The sequence below is a fragment of the Hafnia alvei genome, from assembly GCF_900095695.1.
Classification (GTDB): Bacteria; Pseudomonadota; Gammaproteobacteria; order Enterobacterales; family Enterobacteriaceae; genus Hafnia; species Hafnia alvei_B.
Window position 1 is genome coordinate 1 of record NZ_FMIQ01000010.1, and the last position, 14,634, is coordinate 14,634.

Annotated in this window: 13 protein-coding genes and 2 tRNA genes; 12 read left to right on the forward strand and 3 right to left on the reverse strand. The window is 50.7% G+C overall.

Annotation, left to right across the window (positions count from 1 at the left end):
• The first annotated feature begins 78 nt into the window (after positions 1 to 78).
• Together BN1044_RS03985 and BN1044_RS03990 are read left to right on the forward strand one after the other, a co-directional pair.
• Positions 79 to 155, forward strand: a tRNA-Asp gene (locus BN1044_RS03985).
• 254 nt (positions 156 to 409) lie between these two features.
• The gene (locus BN1044_RS03990; RefSeq protein ID WP_071889959.1) at positions 410 to 1,195 is read left to right on the forward strand and encodes an endonuclease/exonuclease/phosphatase family protein; all 786 of its coding nucleotides are present in this window, start codon (positions 410 to 412) and stop codon (positions 1,193 to 1,195) included.
• Between the two features lie 77 nt (positions 1,196 to 1,272).
• Here the strand turns inward: BN1044_RS03990 and mltD are convergent, their stop codons facing one another.
• Positions 1,273 to 2,676 carry a murein transglycosylase D gene (gene mltD, locus BN1044_RS03995; RefSeq protein ID WP_072307650.1) on the reverse strand — a complete coding sequence of 468 codons (1,404 nt, stop codon included), beginning with the start codon at positions 2,674 to 2,676 and terminating at the stop codon, positions 1,273 to 1,275.
• Between the two features lie 70 nt (positions 2,677 to 2,746).
• Positions 2,747 to 3,502, reverse strand: a complete 756-nt coding sequence (gene gloB, locus BN1044_RS04000; protein WP_072307651.1) for a hydroxyacylglutathione hydrolase — start codon at positions 3,500 to 3,502, stop codon at positions 2,747 to 2,749.
• 46 nt (positions 3,503 to 3,548) lie between these two features.
• Here gloB and BN1044_RS04005 point away from each other — a divergent pair, with 46 nt between their 5' ends.
• Positions 3,549 to 4,271, forward strand: a complete 723-nt coding sequence (locus BN1044_RS04005) for a class I SAM-dependent methyltransferase (protein ID WP_072307652.1) — start codon at positions 3,549 to 3,551, stop codon at positions 4,269 to 4,271.
• 20 nt (positions 4,272 to 4,291) lie between these two features.
• On the opposite strand, the gene rnhA is transcribed toward BN1044_RS04005, so the two are convergent.
• Positions 4,292 to 4,762 carry a ribonuclease HI gene (gene rnhA / locus BN1044_RS04010; RefSeq protein WP_072307653.1) on the reverse strand — a complete coding sequence of 157 codons (471 nt, stop codon included), beginning with the start codon at positions 4,760 to 4,762 and terminating at the stop codon, positions 4,292 to 4,294.
• 53 nt (positions 4,763 to 4,815) lie between these two features.
• On the opposite strand from rnhA, the gene dnaQ reads away from it, so the two are divergent.
• From dnaQ to patD, 9 genes are all read left to right on the forward strand, one after another.
• Complete coding sequence (gene dnaQ, locus BN1044_RS04015; RefSeq protein WP_072307654.1) at positions 4,816 to 5,556, forward strand: DNA polymerase III subunit epsilon; 741 nt, start codon at positions 4,816 to 4,818, stop codon at positions 5,554 to 5,556.
• A gap of 134 nt (positions 5,557 to 5,690) precedes the next feature.
• Positions 5,691 to 5,767, forward strand: a tRNA-Asp gene (locus BN1044_RS04020).
• A 211-nt stretch (positions 5,768 to 5,978) separates the two neighbouring features.
• A complete protein-coding gene (locus BN1044_RS04025) occupies positions 5,979 to 6,884 on the forward strand; it encodes a LysR substrate-binding domain-containing protein (RefSeq protein ID WP_063585805.1) in 906 nt (301 codons plus the stop codon).
• A gap of 173 nt (positions 6,885 to 7,057) precedes the next feature.
• A complete protein-coding gene (locus BN1044_RS04030) occupies positions 7,058 to 8,515 on the forward strand; it encodes a gamma-aminobutyraldehyde dehydrogenase (RefSeq protein ID WP_072307655.1) in 1,458 nt (485 codons plus the stop codon).
• A gap of 82 nt (positions 8,516 to 8,597) precedes the next feature.
• Entirely contained in the window at positions 8,598 to 9,761 is a 1,164-nt protein-coding gene (gene ydcS / locus BN1044_RS04035) for a putative ABC transporter substrate-binding protein YdcS (RefSeq protein ID WP_040047060.1), read from the forward strand.
• Positions 9,762 to 9,938: 177 nt separating this feature from the next.
• Positions 9,939 to 10,964, forward strand: a complete 1,026-nt coding sequence (locus BN1044_RS04040; protein WP_072307656.1) for an ABC transporter ATP-binding protein — start codon at positions 9,939 to 9,941, stop codon at positions 10,962 to 10,964.
• A 13-nt stretch (positions 10,965 to 10,977) separates the two neighbouring features.
• On the forward strand, positions 10,978 to 11,910 hold the full coding sequence (locus BN1044_RS04045; protein WP_369828313.1) for an ABC transporter permease: 933 nt from the start codon (positions 10,978 to 10,980) through the stop codon (positions 11,908 to 11,910).
• Positions 11,900 to 12,712, forward strand: coding sequence for an ABC transporter permease (locus BN1044_RS04050; RefSeq protein WP_072307657.1), 813 nt, complete (start codon positions 11,900 to 11,902; stop codon positions 12,710 to 12,712). Before BN1044_RS04045 ends, BN1044_RS04050 begins: the two co-directional genes overlap by 11 nt.
• A 423-nt stretch (positions 12,713 to 13,135) precedes the next feature.
• On the forward strand, positions 13,136 to 14,563 hold the full coding sequence (gene patD, locus BN1044_RS04060; protein ID WP_072307658.1) for an aminobutyraldehyde dehydrogenase: 1,428 nt from the start codon (positions 13,136 to 13,138) through the stop codon (positions 14,561 to 14,563).
• The last annotated feature ends 71 nt before the right edge of the window (positions 14,564 to 14,634 follow it).

The window sequence follows — 14,634 nt, forward strand, 5'->3', positions numbered from 1 at the left end:
AATCGTCTTTCCCTGACACGGAAAATAACAGGAACAAACTGACATCAGACGAATGCTGATGTGAGAGAAAGAATCGGTGGAGCGGTAGTTCAGTTGGTTAGAATACCTGCCTGTCACGCAGGGGGTCGCGGGTTCGAGCCCCGTCCGTTCCGCCACCTATTTGCAAAAAGCCTGCTAGCAATAGCAGGCTTTTTTGTATTTGCTTTTTGGTAACGCCAAATCAGCGCTAATTCATGCCTAACTTACCTAGCTTTACTCGCCATTTCTTCTGCTACAGTTGTTTTTCCTAGTATTAGTCCCTATAACAAGTTAAGTGTTTTAGATTATTTTTGATGTCGTTGTGGAAGGCGTATAATTCTCGAACGATTGTTGAAATGATTGAATGAGTTTTAACTAACAGGCGGCGAAAGTGCGGAAAAAAAATTATGCCATGAGGTATGTGGCGGGTCTTCCTGCTGAGCGAGTATTCCCCGGCGCAATGAATGAGCTGGGGCAAACATTGCCCGTTACTCAATCTCTTCCAACAGATAATGTTCTACGCATTATGGTGTGGAATATCTTTAAGCAGCAGCGTTCAGACTGGCTGTCAGTATTAAAGGAATATGGTCGAAGCTCGCAGCTTGTTCTTTTGCAAGAGGCGCAGACTACGCCTGAATTAGTCAAATTTGCGACAAGCAATTATCTTACCGCCGATCAAGTTCCTGCGTTCTCGTTCCCGCAGCATCCTTCTGGCGTGATGACTTTGGCTGCCGCACACCCGGTTTATTGCTGCCCACTGCGGGAAAAAGAACCGTTAATTCGATTGTCGAAATCTGCGCTAGTCACTGTTTATCCGTTGTTTGACGGACGGTTATTAATGGTCGTGAACATCCATGCTGTAAATTTTAGCTTGGGTGTGGACGTATATAGCAAACAGCTCGATCCTATTGGCGAACAGATAGCTCTACACAAAGGTCCTGTGATCATGGCCGGTGATTTTAACGCTTGGAGCAAACAGCGCATCAACGCGCTACAGCGGTTTGCAAGTGGGATGGAGCTACAAGAGGTTAACTTTACCAACGATCGCCGTCGTACAGCCTTTGGACGGCCATTAGATTTTGTTTTCTACCGTGGACTTGGTGTTGTTGAGGCATCGGTGCTAGTTACACAGGCATCTGACCATAATCCATTATTGGTTGATTTCAAACCTGACTAAATCGTTGAGTTAAAATCCAGCTATAAAAAAAGCGCCTTTCGGCGCTTTTTGCGTTTAACTGATTCTACTTACTAACATTAGCTATTGGAGTTAGCTGAGTCTCTTACATACAGCGTTAGCATATCGCCCGGCTGAATTTGACTCGCTTTCGTAATGACGCTGTTCCAACGCATCACATCATTGATGTTTACACCATGACGTTTTGCAATGCTGGCCAGTGAATCGCCTTTACGTACCTTGTAAGTAATGCTGCTGTTATCAGCGATCGACGTGCTGGCGTTATCCGCAACCTGCAATGTCTGACCGGCTTTCAGTTTGCTGTTGCTGCGCAGATTATTCATGCTCAACAACTCTTTCTGACTGATATTTAAACGCTTAGCAATTGCAGATATCGTATCGCCCGAACGAACTTTATAGCCTGAAACTTTCGCTTTAGACGAGGTGCTCGTTGATGCTAACTGTGCACTGGGCTGGATTGCTGCAATCTCGCCTTCGGCCAGTGAATCTTTAAACTGCTCAACATGTGCTTTTGGCACCATGATGTAGTGCGGGCCATTTGGTGCGGTTACATTCTTTTTGTAACCAGGATTAAATGCCTTAATCTTCGTCAGAGACATGCCCGCCATTTCTGCGGCCTGAGTCAACTGAATCTGTTGCCCTACATCAACTTTTGCCAGCGCACGTTGGTCGTTAGACTGCGGCAGTTTAATGCCATAACGTTTATTATTTTTGATCAGATCGCTCAGTGCTAGCATCTTCGGAACATAGATAGATGTTTCGCGTGGCAATGACAAAGACCAAAAATCAGTCGGCAAACCTTTACGCTTATTCGCTTTGACTGCCTGCATTACACGGCCTTCACCGCTATTAAATGCAGCCACCGTCAATAACCAGTCACCGCCAAACATGCGGTTCATTCGCTGCATCATATCCAATGCGGCGGTGGTAGAGGCGGCAACATCACGTCGACCGTCATACCACTGGTTCTGTTTCAACCCGTAATTGCGCCCCGTCTGAGGAACTATCTGCCAAAGCCCTGCGGCGTTAGCGGATGACGTTGCGTGTGGGTTAAAAGCGCTCTCCACTATGGGTAGTAGTACCAGTTCCATCGGCATTTTACGTTGCTTAATCTGCTCGACTATCCAGTACATATACGGCTCTGCCCGTAATGTTACATCGTGGAGATAGCTCTTATTTCTTAAAAATTTATTTTTTTGTTCGCGGATCCGGCTATTGTCCGGAACCTTCATCTTCAGATCGTCACTAATGAAGCCCCACAAATCTTTCTGCGCAATGTCACTACTACTATCGTTGAGCCATCGCGCGGAGGTCGCTCGAGCGTCCTTTGAGGGCTGTCCTGCTTCACTTCGACTGACTGAAGACAAACTCTGTGCATACTGTTCGGGCTCATTAGCGTGATGGTTTACGCCTTGGCACCCGGCCAGCAACATAGAGGCAAAGATAATTGCTTTAGCCTTCATGTGTGTGTCTACTGGTGATTAAAAGACGAGCAATAATACTTTGCCTAGCCTCAAAACACAACAAAAAGCTTTAGAAGCTGTCTTTCATGTCGCGTAGGCGGGCAAAAACTTGCCAAGTCTTATTTGGTTGATTTTCGAATCCTAAATTTCGTTGTAAATCATTATCATAAAAACGTAAAAAAGGATTAATTTCCTTCTCTATTTTGAGTAAAGAAGGCACGCTAGGTTGATGTTTTAACCGTAACTCGTGAACTTGTTTCTGATATGTTTCAATCTCTTTGTTTTCTGGTAAAACGTATCTTGCAAACCTAAGATTTGACTCAGTATATTCATGAGCGCAACAAATTAAGGTGTTATCAGGAAGTTGCGCAATGAGCTGTAAAGAGGCATACATTTGCTCAGGCGTACCTTCAAAAATACGTCCGCAACCCGCTGAAAATAAGGTATCTCCACAAAACAGGTAGGGGGTAGCATAGTAAGCAATATGTCCGAGAGTATGCCCAGGAACATCCAACACGCTGAAAGTCATACCTAATACGGTAATTTCATCGTGTCCTCGAACTTGCTGCGTGCAGCCTTTATTGGCTGTTTCTTGCGGCCCATATACGGGAATATCCGGATAGTGCTGCAAAAGCTCGCCCACGCCGCCTACGTGGTCATTATGATGATGCGTGAGTAGGATGGCTTTAGGAGTAAGCTTATTTTCCGTCAGGTAGTGTAAAGCGGGAGCCGCAACACCGGGATCTACGATCAAACATTCTTGCTGATCGTTGGCGAGCAGCCAAATGTAGTTATCTTGCATTGCAGGGATACTGATAAGATTCATAATCGATAGCTCTCCATTGGGGTATTCCCCCTGTATAGGTGAACGGATGAAACCAGCACAGATAACACGAATGATTTCTCCTCCGTTGTCTTGGAGTGAGATCCCTTGGGGAGAGTATTACCGTGCCGCATTAGAGCAGCAGCTTGCGCCATGGTGGCCGAAGCTATTTGGTTATCATCTTCTTAAAATCGGCACGTTGAGTTCTCAGCTCTCTACCGAAAAATGCGGTATTTCCCATCAGGTTAGCGTGGGTGTGAAAGGCGATAATCTACAGGTGATTGCCGACCCATGCTGTTTACCCTTTGCCGCTAAATCCGTTGATGCATGCCTGCTTGCCCATACGCTAAGCTTCGCCAGCGATCCCCACCGAATCCTACGTGAGGTTGACCGCGTGCTCGTGGATGACGGTTGGCTCATCTTAACCGGGTTTAATCCAACCAGCTTGATTGGCTTAGGCAAACTGGTTCCCAAACTGCGTAATCGACTGCCTTACAGCAGCCGAATGTTTAGCATGATGAGAATGCAAGACTGGCTGCAACTCCTAAACTATGAAGTTTTGTATGAGAATCGCAGCCAAATTTTACCGTGGAATCGTCGCGGTGGTTTATTCCTTGGCAAACATTTACCCGTATTGGGCTGCCTAAGCATTATCGTGGCGCGCAAAAGAACCGTTCCTCTCACGCCGACCGCTCTTCGAGAGAGAAGCCAGCGCGCGAGATGGCGTGGAACGGTTGGTGCGACGAAGAGCTTTCGCAAACGATCTGACTAAAGACCGCCTGACATCTCGCTTTATTTGTTGTCAGGCTGGTAGCCGGTGTCATCTCTATCGGGGGAACCTGCGGCTGTACGCGCTAATTCATCGCAGCGCTCGTTCTCTACATGACCGGCATGGCCCTTGATCCACACCCATTCAATTTTATGTGATTGAATGGCGAGGTCTAGGCGTTGCCATAAATCGACATTTTTAACCGGTTTTTTATCCGTTGTTTTCCAGCCACGCTTTTTCCAATTATGTATCCACTGCGTGATACCTTGGCGAACGTATTGACTATCGCTGCACAATACCACTTCGCAGGGATCTTTTAGCGTTTCCAATGCAACAATGGCTGCCATCAACTCCATGCGGTTGTTGGTGGTTAGGTAGTATCCTGCGCTTAGGGTCTTTTCGTGTTGCTTGTAGCGCAATATGGCACCGTAGCCACCGGGACCGGGGTTACCTAGGCAAGAACCATCGGTGAAAATCTCAACCTGTTTTAGCATCTCTGGTAGACTACTCCGCAGTCAAAACCCTAAGTCTGACATAAAGTGACATTATGAGCACAGGAATAACTCGACAGATCGTCCTCGATACAGAAACCACCGGTATGAATAAGCTGGGGGTTCACTACGAAGGACATAGAATCATTGAAATTGGTGCGGTTGAGGTCATCAACCGTCGTTTAACGGGGCGTAACTTCCATGTTTACATCAAGCCCGATCGCTTAGTCGATCCAGAGGCTTATGGTGTTCACGGTATCAGCGACGATTTCCTGTTGGATAAACCAACTTTTGCTGATATCGCCGACGAGTTTCTGGAGTTCATCCGCGGTGCTGAGCTTGTTATTCATAATGCACCGTTTGATATCGGGTTTATGGACTATGAGTTCCGTAAGCTCAATCGCGATATTCCAAAGACGGAAACCTTCTGTAAGATCACCGACAGCTTGGTCATGGCGCGCCGCTTGTTCCCTGGCAAGCGCAACAGTTTGGATGCCTTATGCAATCGCTACGAAATAGATAACACCAAGCGAACACTGCACGGCGCATTACTTGACTCCCAAATACTGGCCGACGTCTATTTAACGATGACGGGCGGGCAAACGTCGCTCACATTCTCCATGGAGAGCGAAGGCGAGAAGGCGAGGCCAACGGGTGAAGTACAAAAGATAATCCGTAAAGCACACGCGCTAAAAGTGGTGAGAGCCAATGCGGATGAATTAGCTGAACATGAACGTCGGCTTGATTTGGTGCAAAAGAAAGGCGGCAGCTGTTTATGGCGTGCTGAAGCTGAGTAGTTTTTTGCGCGGAATTTGTTGAAAAATAGCCAAAAAGATGAAAAAGCGCTCAGTTGAAATTCTTTGTTAGAAAAACAGTTGACGACTCCGAGCGGTATCCGTATTATCCGCATCGTTCCCACAAGGAACAACGCGGAGCGGTAGTTCAGTTGGTTAGAATACCTGCCTGTCACGCAGGGGGTCGCGGGTTCGAGCCCCGTCCGTTCCGCCACATTCAGAAGCCCTGAGTCAGCAATGACTCAGGGCTTTCGTCTATTTAACACTCCGCAATTTTAATATTCCCCGACCACCGTAGTTTTCCCCAGTGAGTAGAGATATCAATTCGGAAAATCCGAACGCCGTCATACTTTTGACATAAAACCGAACGAGATGCTTTTCCTGTCTACACTTTGATCATCAGCACTTAAACGGATGATCTCCCCATGATGACCTTACGCCAGCTTCGCCATTTTATTGCCGTTGCAGAAACCGGATCGATTTCTGCCGCCGCGCAGACGGTTTTTGTTTCCCAGTCCTCATTAACGCAGGCTATCCAGTTGCTGGAGCAGGAGATTGGCGCCGTATTATTTAAGCGCCATGCGAAGGGAATGGAACTCACCCATCAAGGACATCAATTTCTACGCCAGTCATATTTGATTCTCGCCACGGTTGAAAATGCCAAGCGCAGCCTGGAGTTGGGTTGCGAGAACCTTAGCGGAACGCTAAAAATTGGCGTTACCAGCCTTGTCGCCGGCTACTTTCTGGTGGATATGCTGACTCGTTTTCGTGCGGCTTATCCCAATGTCACCACCCAACTGGTTGAAGATGAACGCCCTTACATTGAACACTTATTGGTCAACGGTGAGATTGATATTGGGGTGCTTATTCTATCGAATCTCGAAGACCGAGATGCGCTGCAAACTGAAGTGCTGATGCACTCGCCATATCGCTTATGGCTCCCTCCACTGCATCCGTTGCTGGAAAATGACAGCATTCGTCTGGCCGACGTGGTGAAAGAACCGCTTATCCAGCTAAACACCGACGAGATGGGCAGCCATCTACGCCGCATCTGGGAGAAAGCTAAACTTACGCCAACCATCGCCATGCGCACCGCATCCACCGAGGCGGTGCGCAGCTTGGTTGCCGCTGGCATTGGTGTCGCTTTGCTTCCTGATATGGCCTATCGCCCGTGGTCGCTTGAGGGAAATATGATTGAAGCCCGCACGCTAGTCGATACTCCAGAACCGCTGGATGTGGGATTAGCATGGCGGCGCGGCAGTGCAAGGCCAGAGCTTGTTACCCCGTTTCTGCAAATTGCCCGCGAGAATAGCGGGGCGCGTAAGCTATAACACCCCCTATATCCCTATAAAACATCAGGTATCTAAATAATCGAATGCAGCGTTCATAATTTCGTATTTGCCGCTAGCTAGCGGCTGCTCTAGGCTAAAATGAATTAATTTACATTTTAATTACAAATAAATGACATTTTAATAATGTCTCTTTTGCCCTAGAGGAACGCAGCATGAGCAGCGCGACGCAAGGACTTAACACACAGCAATTCATTGATGGTCTGCTGGTCACGGGAGAAGGCCCAGAAGAGCAATTGCTCAATCCGGCCAGCGGTGAAGTTTTGCTGTTGCTCGCCGAAGCTTCTGCTCAGCAGGTTTCAGACGCCGTGGAGTCTGCGCAACGCGCTTTTCCATCATGGTCTCGCACCATCCCAGCTCGACGCGCTGCCGTATTATTGGCGATTGCTGATGTGATTGAACGCCATGCAACAATGTTTGCCGAGCTTGAATCACTCAACTGCGGCAAACCCTACCATCAGGCTCTTTCAGACGATATTCCCGCTGCTATTGATACCTTTCGCTATTTCGCCGGAGCCGTACGCTGCCAGCATGGGCAGCTAGGAGGGGAATATCTGGAAGGTCATACTTCGATGATTCGCCGTGATGCTATCGGCGTGGTGGCGTCCATTGCACCATGGAATTACCCCTTGATGATGGCAGCATGGAAAATGGCTCCTGCGTTAGCCGCGGGCAATACCGTCGTCTTCAAACCCTCCGAACACACACCACTTTCCACACTGGCTCTGATCCCTTTATTACGCAACATCGTCCCTACGGGCGTGATTAACGTCGTTTATGGGCGCGGTGAAACCGTGGGGAATTATCTGGTGAATCACCCGCTGGTACGTATGGTTTCCCTTACCGGCGACATCGTCACCGGGCAGAAAATCATGCAGGCGGCGGTCAAGAACGTGAAACGCACGCATTTGGAACTGGGTGGCAAAGCGCCAGTGATCGTGTGCGATGACGCCGATTTAGATGACGTGGTCGCGGGAGTTCGCCGCTACGGTTTCTATAACGCCGGACAGGATTGTACCGCTGCTTGCCGTGTTTACGCCGACCGCAAAATTTATGACGCGCTGGTGGAATCTCTCGGCCACGCAGCCAGCTCTTTACGCTATGCGCGCAGCAACGATAGTGAAAATGAAATGGGCCCTCTTATCAGCGCCAGACAGCGCGATCGCGTGGCCAGCTTTGTCGAACGGGCGCTGGGTCACCCGCATATCGAACGGATCACCGGTGCGCAGATGCATTCCGGCCCCGGTTTTTTCTATCCACCTACGATCCTCGCAGGCTGTCAGCAGCAGGATGAAATTGTTCAGCGCGAGGTTTTTGGCCCTGTAGTGAGTATTACGCCGGTTGATTCCTTAGAGCAGGCGTTGCAGTGGGCGAATGAATCTGAATACGGCCTTGCGTCTTCCGTTTGGACCAAAAATATCGATCGGGCGTGGCAGCTAGCGGCGCAGCTTCAGTACGGGACAACGTGGATTAATACGCACTTCACGCTGGTTAGCGAAATGCCGCACGGCGGTCTTAAGCGCTCTGGTTATGGCAAGGATTTATCCGGTGATGCTTTGCAGGATTACAGCGTTGTGCGCCACATCATGGCGAAAGTAAAAGCGCAGTTTTAAGCACTAAGCAATTGATTACATAACAATGCAGGCAGTCCATCTGCCGCACTAAATAGCAGCACTACACAGACAGGGGATAGCAATGAAAAATACAGTTATCACGGCGCTTTCGGCGCTCTGTATCAGCGGACTGGGTGGGATTGCAACTGCTCAGGCCGATGGACTACCGCAAAAGCTCGGCCCGGCTGAAGGGCAGCTCGATATCATTACATGGCCAGGTTATATCGAACGTGGCCAAAGCGACAAAAACTACGACTGGGTGACCCAGTTTGAAAAAGACACCGGCTGCAAGGTCAATATCAAAACGGCAGCCACCTCCGATGAAATGGTTAGCCTGATGGCCAAAGGTGGCTACGATTTGGTCACCGCGTCCGGCGATGCCTCATTGCGCCTGATTTATGGCAAACGCGTTCAGCCGATCAATCCCGCTTTAATTCCGAACTGGAAAAACCTCGACCCTCGAATGGTCAATGGACCGTGGTACACCGTCAAAGGTGAAGTTTACGGCACCCCGTATCAGTGGGGGCCTAACCTGCTGATGTACAACACCAAAGTATTTCCAAAAGCGCCAGACACTTGGGGCGTGATCTTCGAACCACAAAACCTGCCGGATGGTAAAAGCAACAAAGGGCGCGTACAGGCCTATGACGGCCCAATCTATATCGCCGATGCCGCGCTCTACTTAAAAACCGCCAAGCCTGAGCTGGGGATCAAAGATCCGTATGAGCTGAACGAAACCCAATATCAGGCGGTGCTCGATTTACTTCGTACGCAACATCCGCTGATTCACCGCTATTGGCACGATGCTTCAGTGCAGATGAGTGACTTCAAAAACGAAGGCGTCGCTGCCGGTAGCTCATGGCCATTCCAAGCTAACGGCCTGAAAAACGAAGGCCAGCCAATCAATGCCGTATTCCCGAAAGAGGGCGCGACAGGCTGGGCAGACACCACCATGGTGCACGCACAGGCTAAGCATCTGACCTGCGCCTATAAATGGATGAACTGGCAGCTCACGCCAAAAGTTCAAGGTGACGTCGCCGCATGGTTTGGCTCTCTGCCAGCCGTGCCTGAGGGCTGTAAAGCCAGCACCTTATTAGGTGGCAACGGTTGCGAAGCGAACGGCTATAAATTCTTCGACAAAATTGCCTTCTGGAAAACACCGCAGGCCAAGTGTGAAAGCCAAGGCCAGTGTGTGCCGTATAGCCGTTGGACGCAGGACTATATCGCCATCATGGGTGGCAGATAGTGAATGTCTCATTAGGCTACTGCGCTTGATATTTTGAACTAGGGCAGTGCTCAGAATCCTCACGTACTACGTGTACGTTCCGGTTCTTGCGCGCTGTCCATGTTCAAACTCTCTGCGCTCGCTACGCCTACTGAGGCATCCACCAAAAATTTTACAGTTTTGTCGGAGAACATAAAAATGAGCGGCTCTGTTGAATTAATTGATGTATCCAAACTCTACGGCGACGTTCATGCGGTCGATCGCGTTTCGTTGACGATTAAAGAGGGAGAGTTTTTCTCTCTGCTAGGGCCTTCAGGTTCAGGAAAAACCACCTGTTTGCGTTTGATTGCGGGCTTTGAGCAGCCAACCAGCGGTTCTATTCGTATCCAAGGCCAAGAGGCTGCCGGACTGCCGCCTTACCAGCGTGATGTGAACACCGTGTTTCAGGATTACGCGCTATTTCCCCACATGAGCGTGCTGGAGAATATTGCCTACGGACTGATGGTGAAAGGCGTCGCTAAAAATGAGCGCATAAGCCGTGCCCGTGAAGCGCTTAACAGCGTTGCGCTGGCTGATTATGGCGAGCGTAAGCCTTCTCAACTCTCCGGTGGTCAGCGTCAGCGTGTGGCTTTGGCGCGTGCGCTGGTGAACCGTCCACGCGTTTTGCTGCTGGATGAACCGCTTGGCGCGCTCGATCTCAAACTGCGCGAGCAGATGCAAACCGAGCTGAAAAAGCTACAACGCCAGCTGGGCATCACCTTCATTTTTGTCACCCACGATCAAAGCGAGGCACTGTCGATGTCCGATCGCGTGGCGGTATTTAGCAAAGGGCGAATTGAGCAGGTCGATACGCCGCAAAAGCTTTATATGCAGCCGGAAACCGCCTTTGTGGCCGAATTCGTCGGTACTTCAAACGTTATTCGTGGCCCATCGGCAGAAACTCTGCTCGGACAGCCGGGGATCTTCTCGATCCGCCCAGAGCATATTCGTTTTGCACGTGATGTGGCGAAGCCAGAAGAGATCCACGTTCAGGGCGTTTTACGCGACGTCCATTACCAAGGTGCTGCAACGCGCTATGAAGTGATGATCGACAACGGCGTTCGTTTGTTCGTGAGTCAGGGCAATACGCAAGAGCAGCTTTTACAGCCGGTGCGGAATACCGGTGAACCGGTTCGCCTGTGCTGGGAAAGGAATGCGATGGTGGCGCTGGCGGGAGATCGCTGAGATGGAGATGGGCATGGACTACACCGAAGTTCGTAACCGTCCGGCGCGCCGGTTCTCCACGTTTTTATACCGCCGCCCGACGCTCTATTTACTGCTGTTACTCACGCCGCCGCTGCTATGGTTTGGGGTGATTTATCTAGGGTCATTATTCACCTTGCTGTGGCAGGGTGCATATACCTTTGATGATTTCACCATGACGGTAACGCCGGATTTCACGCTCGACAACCTCAAGGCGCTGTTCAATCCATCGAATTACGACATCATTGTGCGTACCTTAACGATGGCGATTTTGGTTTCTCTGGCCTGTGGACTGCTGGCGTTTCCCATCGCGTACTACATGGCGCGTTACACCAGCGGTCGTAGCAAAGCCTTCTTCTACATCGCGATTATGATGCCGATGTGGGCTAGCTATATCGTTAAAGTGTATGCGTGGACGCTGCTGTTAGCAAAAGACGGCGTGGCACAATGGTTCCTGCATTACATGGGATTAGAGCCGGTGCTGGCGTGGGTGCTGGGGATCCCTGATATTGGCGGCAGCACGCTGTCGACGTCGGGTCTTGGGCGCTTCATGGTGTTTGTGTACATCTGGCTGCCGTTCATGATTTTGCCGATTCAGGCCGCGCTGGAACGTTTGCCGCCAACCCTGTTACAAGCCTCTGCGGATCTCGGTGCGCGTCCGGTTCAAACCTTCCGTCATATCGTGCTGCCTTTGGCAATTCCAGGCATTGCCGCCGGATCGATTTTTACCTTCTCCCTCACGCTGGGTGACTTCATTGTGCCACAGCTGGTGGGGCCACCCGGTTACTTCATCGGCAGCATGGTATATGCCCAGCAAGGGGCGATTGGCAATATGCCGATGGCCGCAGCCTTCACGCTGGTGCCTATTGTGCTGATTGCTATCTATCTAACCATCGTGAAACGTTTGGGGGCTTTCGATGCGCTCTGATCTCAACGCTGCACCGTGGGGACTCAAAATCGCCGCGTGGGGTGGGCTGGTGTTTTTACACTTCCCGATTTTAATTATTGCCGCCTACGCCTTTAACACCGAGGACTCGGCGTTCAGCTTCCCGCCAAAAGGCTTCACTCTGCACTGGTTTGAGGTTGCAGCGGGAAGGCAGGATGTTTGGGATGCCCTATGGCTCTCGGTGCAAATTGCGGCAATGGCAACCACCATCGCGCTTATTCTTGGCACCTTGGCGGCGGCTGCGCTGTATCGTCGTGAGTTTTTTGGCAAGCAGACCATCAGTTTTTTGATCCTGTTACCGATTGCATTGCCCGGCATCGTTACGGGTATCGCGCTGCTCTCGGCGTTTAAAACGCTCAACATGGAACCAGGGATGATGACGATTGTGATTGGTCACGCCACTTTCTGCGTGGTGATTGTATTCAATAACGTCATTGCCCGTTTTCGCCGCACGTCGCACAGCTTGATTGAAGCCTCCATGGATCTGGGCGCCGATGGCTGGCAAACCTTTCGTCACGTGATGTTGCCGAGTTTGGCATCCGCCATGCTGGCGGGCGGAATGCTGGCCTTCGCCCTGTCATTTGATGAAATCATCGTCACCACCTTCACCGCAGGGCATGAGCGCACGTTACCGCTGTGGCTGCTAAATCAGCTTAACCGCCCGCGTGATGTACCGGTCACTAACGTGGTTGCGCTGTGCGTGATGTGCCTGACGGCGATCCCAATTTTAGGTGCGTATTACCTGACGAGAAGCTCGGAAGATATCGAAGGGGCGGGTAAATAAAAATAGGCTATCTTACTTGCCATTTTGTGGTTGGGCAGTGCTCGCTATCCTCGCGTACTTATGTACGCTCCGGTAGCTATGTACGCTCCGGTAGCTCCGCTCTGGCCGCCCACAAACTGTCTGCGCCGATAACGCCTATTTTGATGTGAGATGTTTTAGTTTGTAAGTATCTAAAGATACCCGAATTAGTTGGAGTTACAGCAAGGCGGCAAGAGAGAGACAAATTGGTCTGGAACCAATTTGAACAGCGCTTGCGCAAGCCCGTAGGGTGAGTCTCAGGGATGAGACTCATTAATCCCGATGAGCTTACATAAGTAAGTGATTCAGGTGAACGAGCGCAGCCAACGCAGCAGTAGCTCCAAATAAGAAGGGTATACAGCCGGCAGCGCTGCGCTGCCACCTCTCTTAATGAAGGATAAAACAATGCATACACAACTGCTGATTAACGGGCGTTTGGTCGAAGGTCAAGGTTCTGCGCTGCCTGTGTACAATCCCGCCACGGGGGAGGTTATTGCACATATTGCACAGGCAAGTGCCGCGCAGGTTGAGGAGGCGGTGAATGCGGCAGACAAAGCGTTCACCGAATGGGGGCAAACCACGCCGAAGGAGCGCGCTGCGCTGCTGTTGCAGGTCGCGGATGTTATTGAGCAGCAGGGCGAAGTGCTGGCGATGCTGGAATCGCAAAACTGCGGTAAGCCCTATCAGCGCGTGTTGGAAGATGAAATTCCTGCGATTGCCGACGTTTTCCGCTTCTTTGCTGGTGCGACCCGCTGCTTAAGCGGCCCGGTTGCCGGTGAGTATCTGCCGGATCACACCTCGATGATCCGCCGCGATCCGGTTGGCGTGATCGCCTCGATCGCACCGTGGAACTACCCGCTGATGATGGCCGCGTGGAAATTAGCGCCCGCGCTGGCGGCGGGTAATACCGTAGTGCTGAAGCCATCGGAACAAACGCCGTTGACCGCTTTCCATCTGTGCCAAACGCTGGCCGATCTGTTCCCTGCGGGCGTCGTTAACGTTCTGTTCGGTTTGGGTAAAGACGTGGGTGACGTACTGACAGGCCACCCAAAAGTGCGCATGGTCTCCCTTACCGGTTCTATCGGCACGGGCGCGCATATTATTGAACACACGGCGTCTACCATCAAACGCACACACATGGAGCTGGGCGGTAAAGCGCCGGTTATTGTGTTTGATGATGCCGACGTGGAAAAAGTGGTCGAAGGCATCCGCATATTTGGTTTCTATAACGCAGGGCAAGACTGTACAGCGGCCTGCCGCCTGTATGTGCAGAAATCAATCTATCAAAAAGTGGTGGATGCGCTAGCGCAAACGGTCTCCACGCTTGATATGGGGAATCCAGGCGATGAAAGCACTGAGCTTGGGCCGTTGATCACCGAGCAGCACCTACAGCGCGTAGAAGGCTTTGTTGAACGCGCCAAAGCGTTGCCGCATATCACGGTAGCTACCGGTGGTTCGCGCGTTAATGGTCCTGGTTTTTACTTCCAGCCAACCATTTTAGCGGGTGCTAAACAAGATGATGAAATCGTGCAAAAAGAGGTATTTGGGCCAGTCATCACCATCACGCCGTTTGATGATGAAGCGCAGGTCTTGGGCTGGGCGAACGATTCCAACTATGGCTTAGCTTCCTCCGTGTGGACGCGCGATGTGGGCCGCGCTCACCGCATGAGCGCACGTTTACAATACGGCTGCACATGGGTGAATACCCACTTCATGCTGGTGAGTGAAATGCCACACGGTGGGCAAAAACTCTCTGGGTACGGCAAAGATATGTCGATGTTTGGCCTAGAGGATTACACCGTGGTGCGCCATGTGATGATTAATCACGGGTAATCAATGTCCCCTCCATGTCTTCCGCTCTTGGGGAGATATCTTTGAAGAATTGAATCCATCCTAAAAAGCAT

Bases quoted from the DNA above. Each gene is read 5' to 3' on its own strand.
- mltD (WP_072307650.1), bottom strand. From the start codon at position 2,676: ATGAAGGCTAAAGCAATTATCTTTGCCTCTATGTTGCTGGCCGGGTGC.
- gloB (WP_072307651.1), bottom strand. From the start codon at position 3,502: ATGAATCTTATCAGTATCCCTGCAATGCAAGATAACTACATTTGGCTG.
- BN1044_RS04005 (WP_072307652.1), top strand. From the start codon at position 3,549: ATGAAACCAGCACAGATAACACGAATGATTTCTCCTCCGTTGTCTTGG.
- rnhA (WP_072307653.1), bottom strand. From the start codon at position 4,762: ATGCTAAAACAGGTTGAGATTTTCACCGATGGTTCTTGCCTAGGTAAC.
- dnaQ (WP_072307654.1), top strand. From the start codon at position 4,816: ATGAGCACAGGAATAACTCGACAGATCGTCCTCGATACAGAAACCACC.
- BN1044_RS04025 (WP_063585805.1), top strand. From the start codon at position 5,979: ATGATGACCTTACGCCAGCTTCGCCATTTTATTGCCGTTGCAGAAACC.
- BN1044_RS04030 (WP_072307655.1), top strand. From the start codon at position 7,058: ATGAGCAGCGCGACGCAAGGACTTAACACACAGCAATTCATTGATGGT.
- ydcS (WP_040047060.1), top strand. From the start codon at position 8,598: ATGAAAAATACAGTTATCACGGCGCTTTCGGCGCTCTGTATCAGCGGA.
- BN1044_RS04040 (WP_072307656.1), top strand. From the start codon at position 9,939: ATGAGCGGCTCTGTTGAATTAATTGATGTATCCAAACTCTACGGCGAC.
- BN1044_RS04045 (WP_369828313.1), top strand. From the start codon at position 10,978: ATGGACTACACCGAAGTTCGTAACCGTCCGGCGCGCCGGTTCTCCACG.
- BN1044_RS04050 (WP_072307657.1), top strand. From the start codon at position 11,900: ATGCGCTCTGATCTCAACGCTGCACCGTGGGGACTCAAAATCGCCGCG.
- patD (WP_072307658.1), top strand. From the start codon at position 13,136: ATGCATACACAACTGCTGATTAACGGGCGTTTGGTCGAAGGTCAAGGT.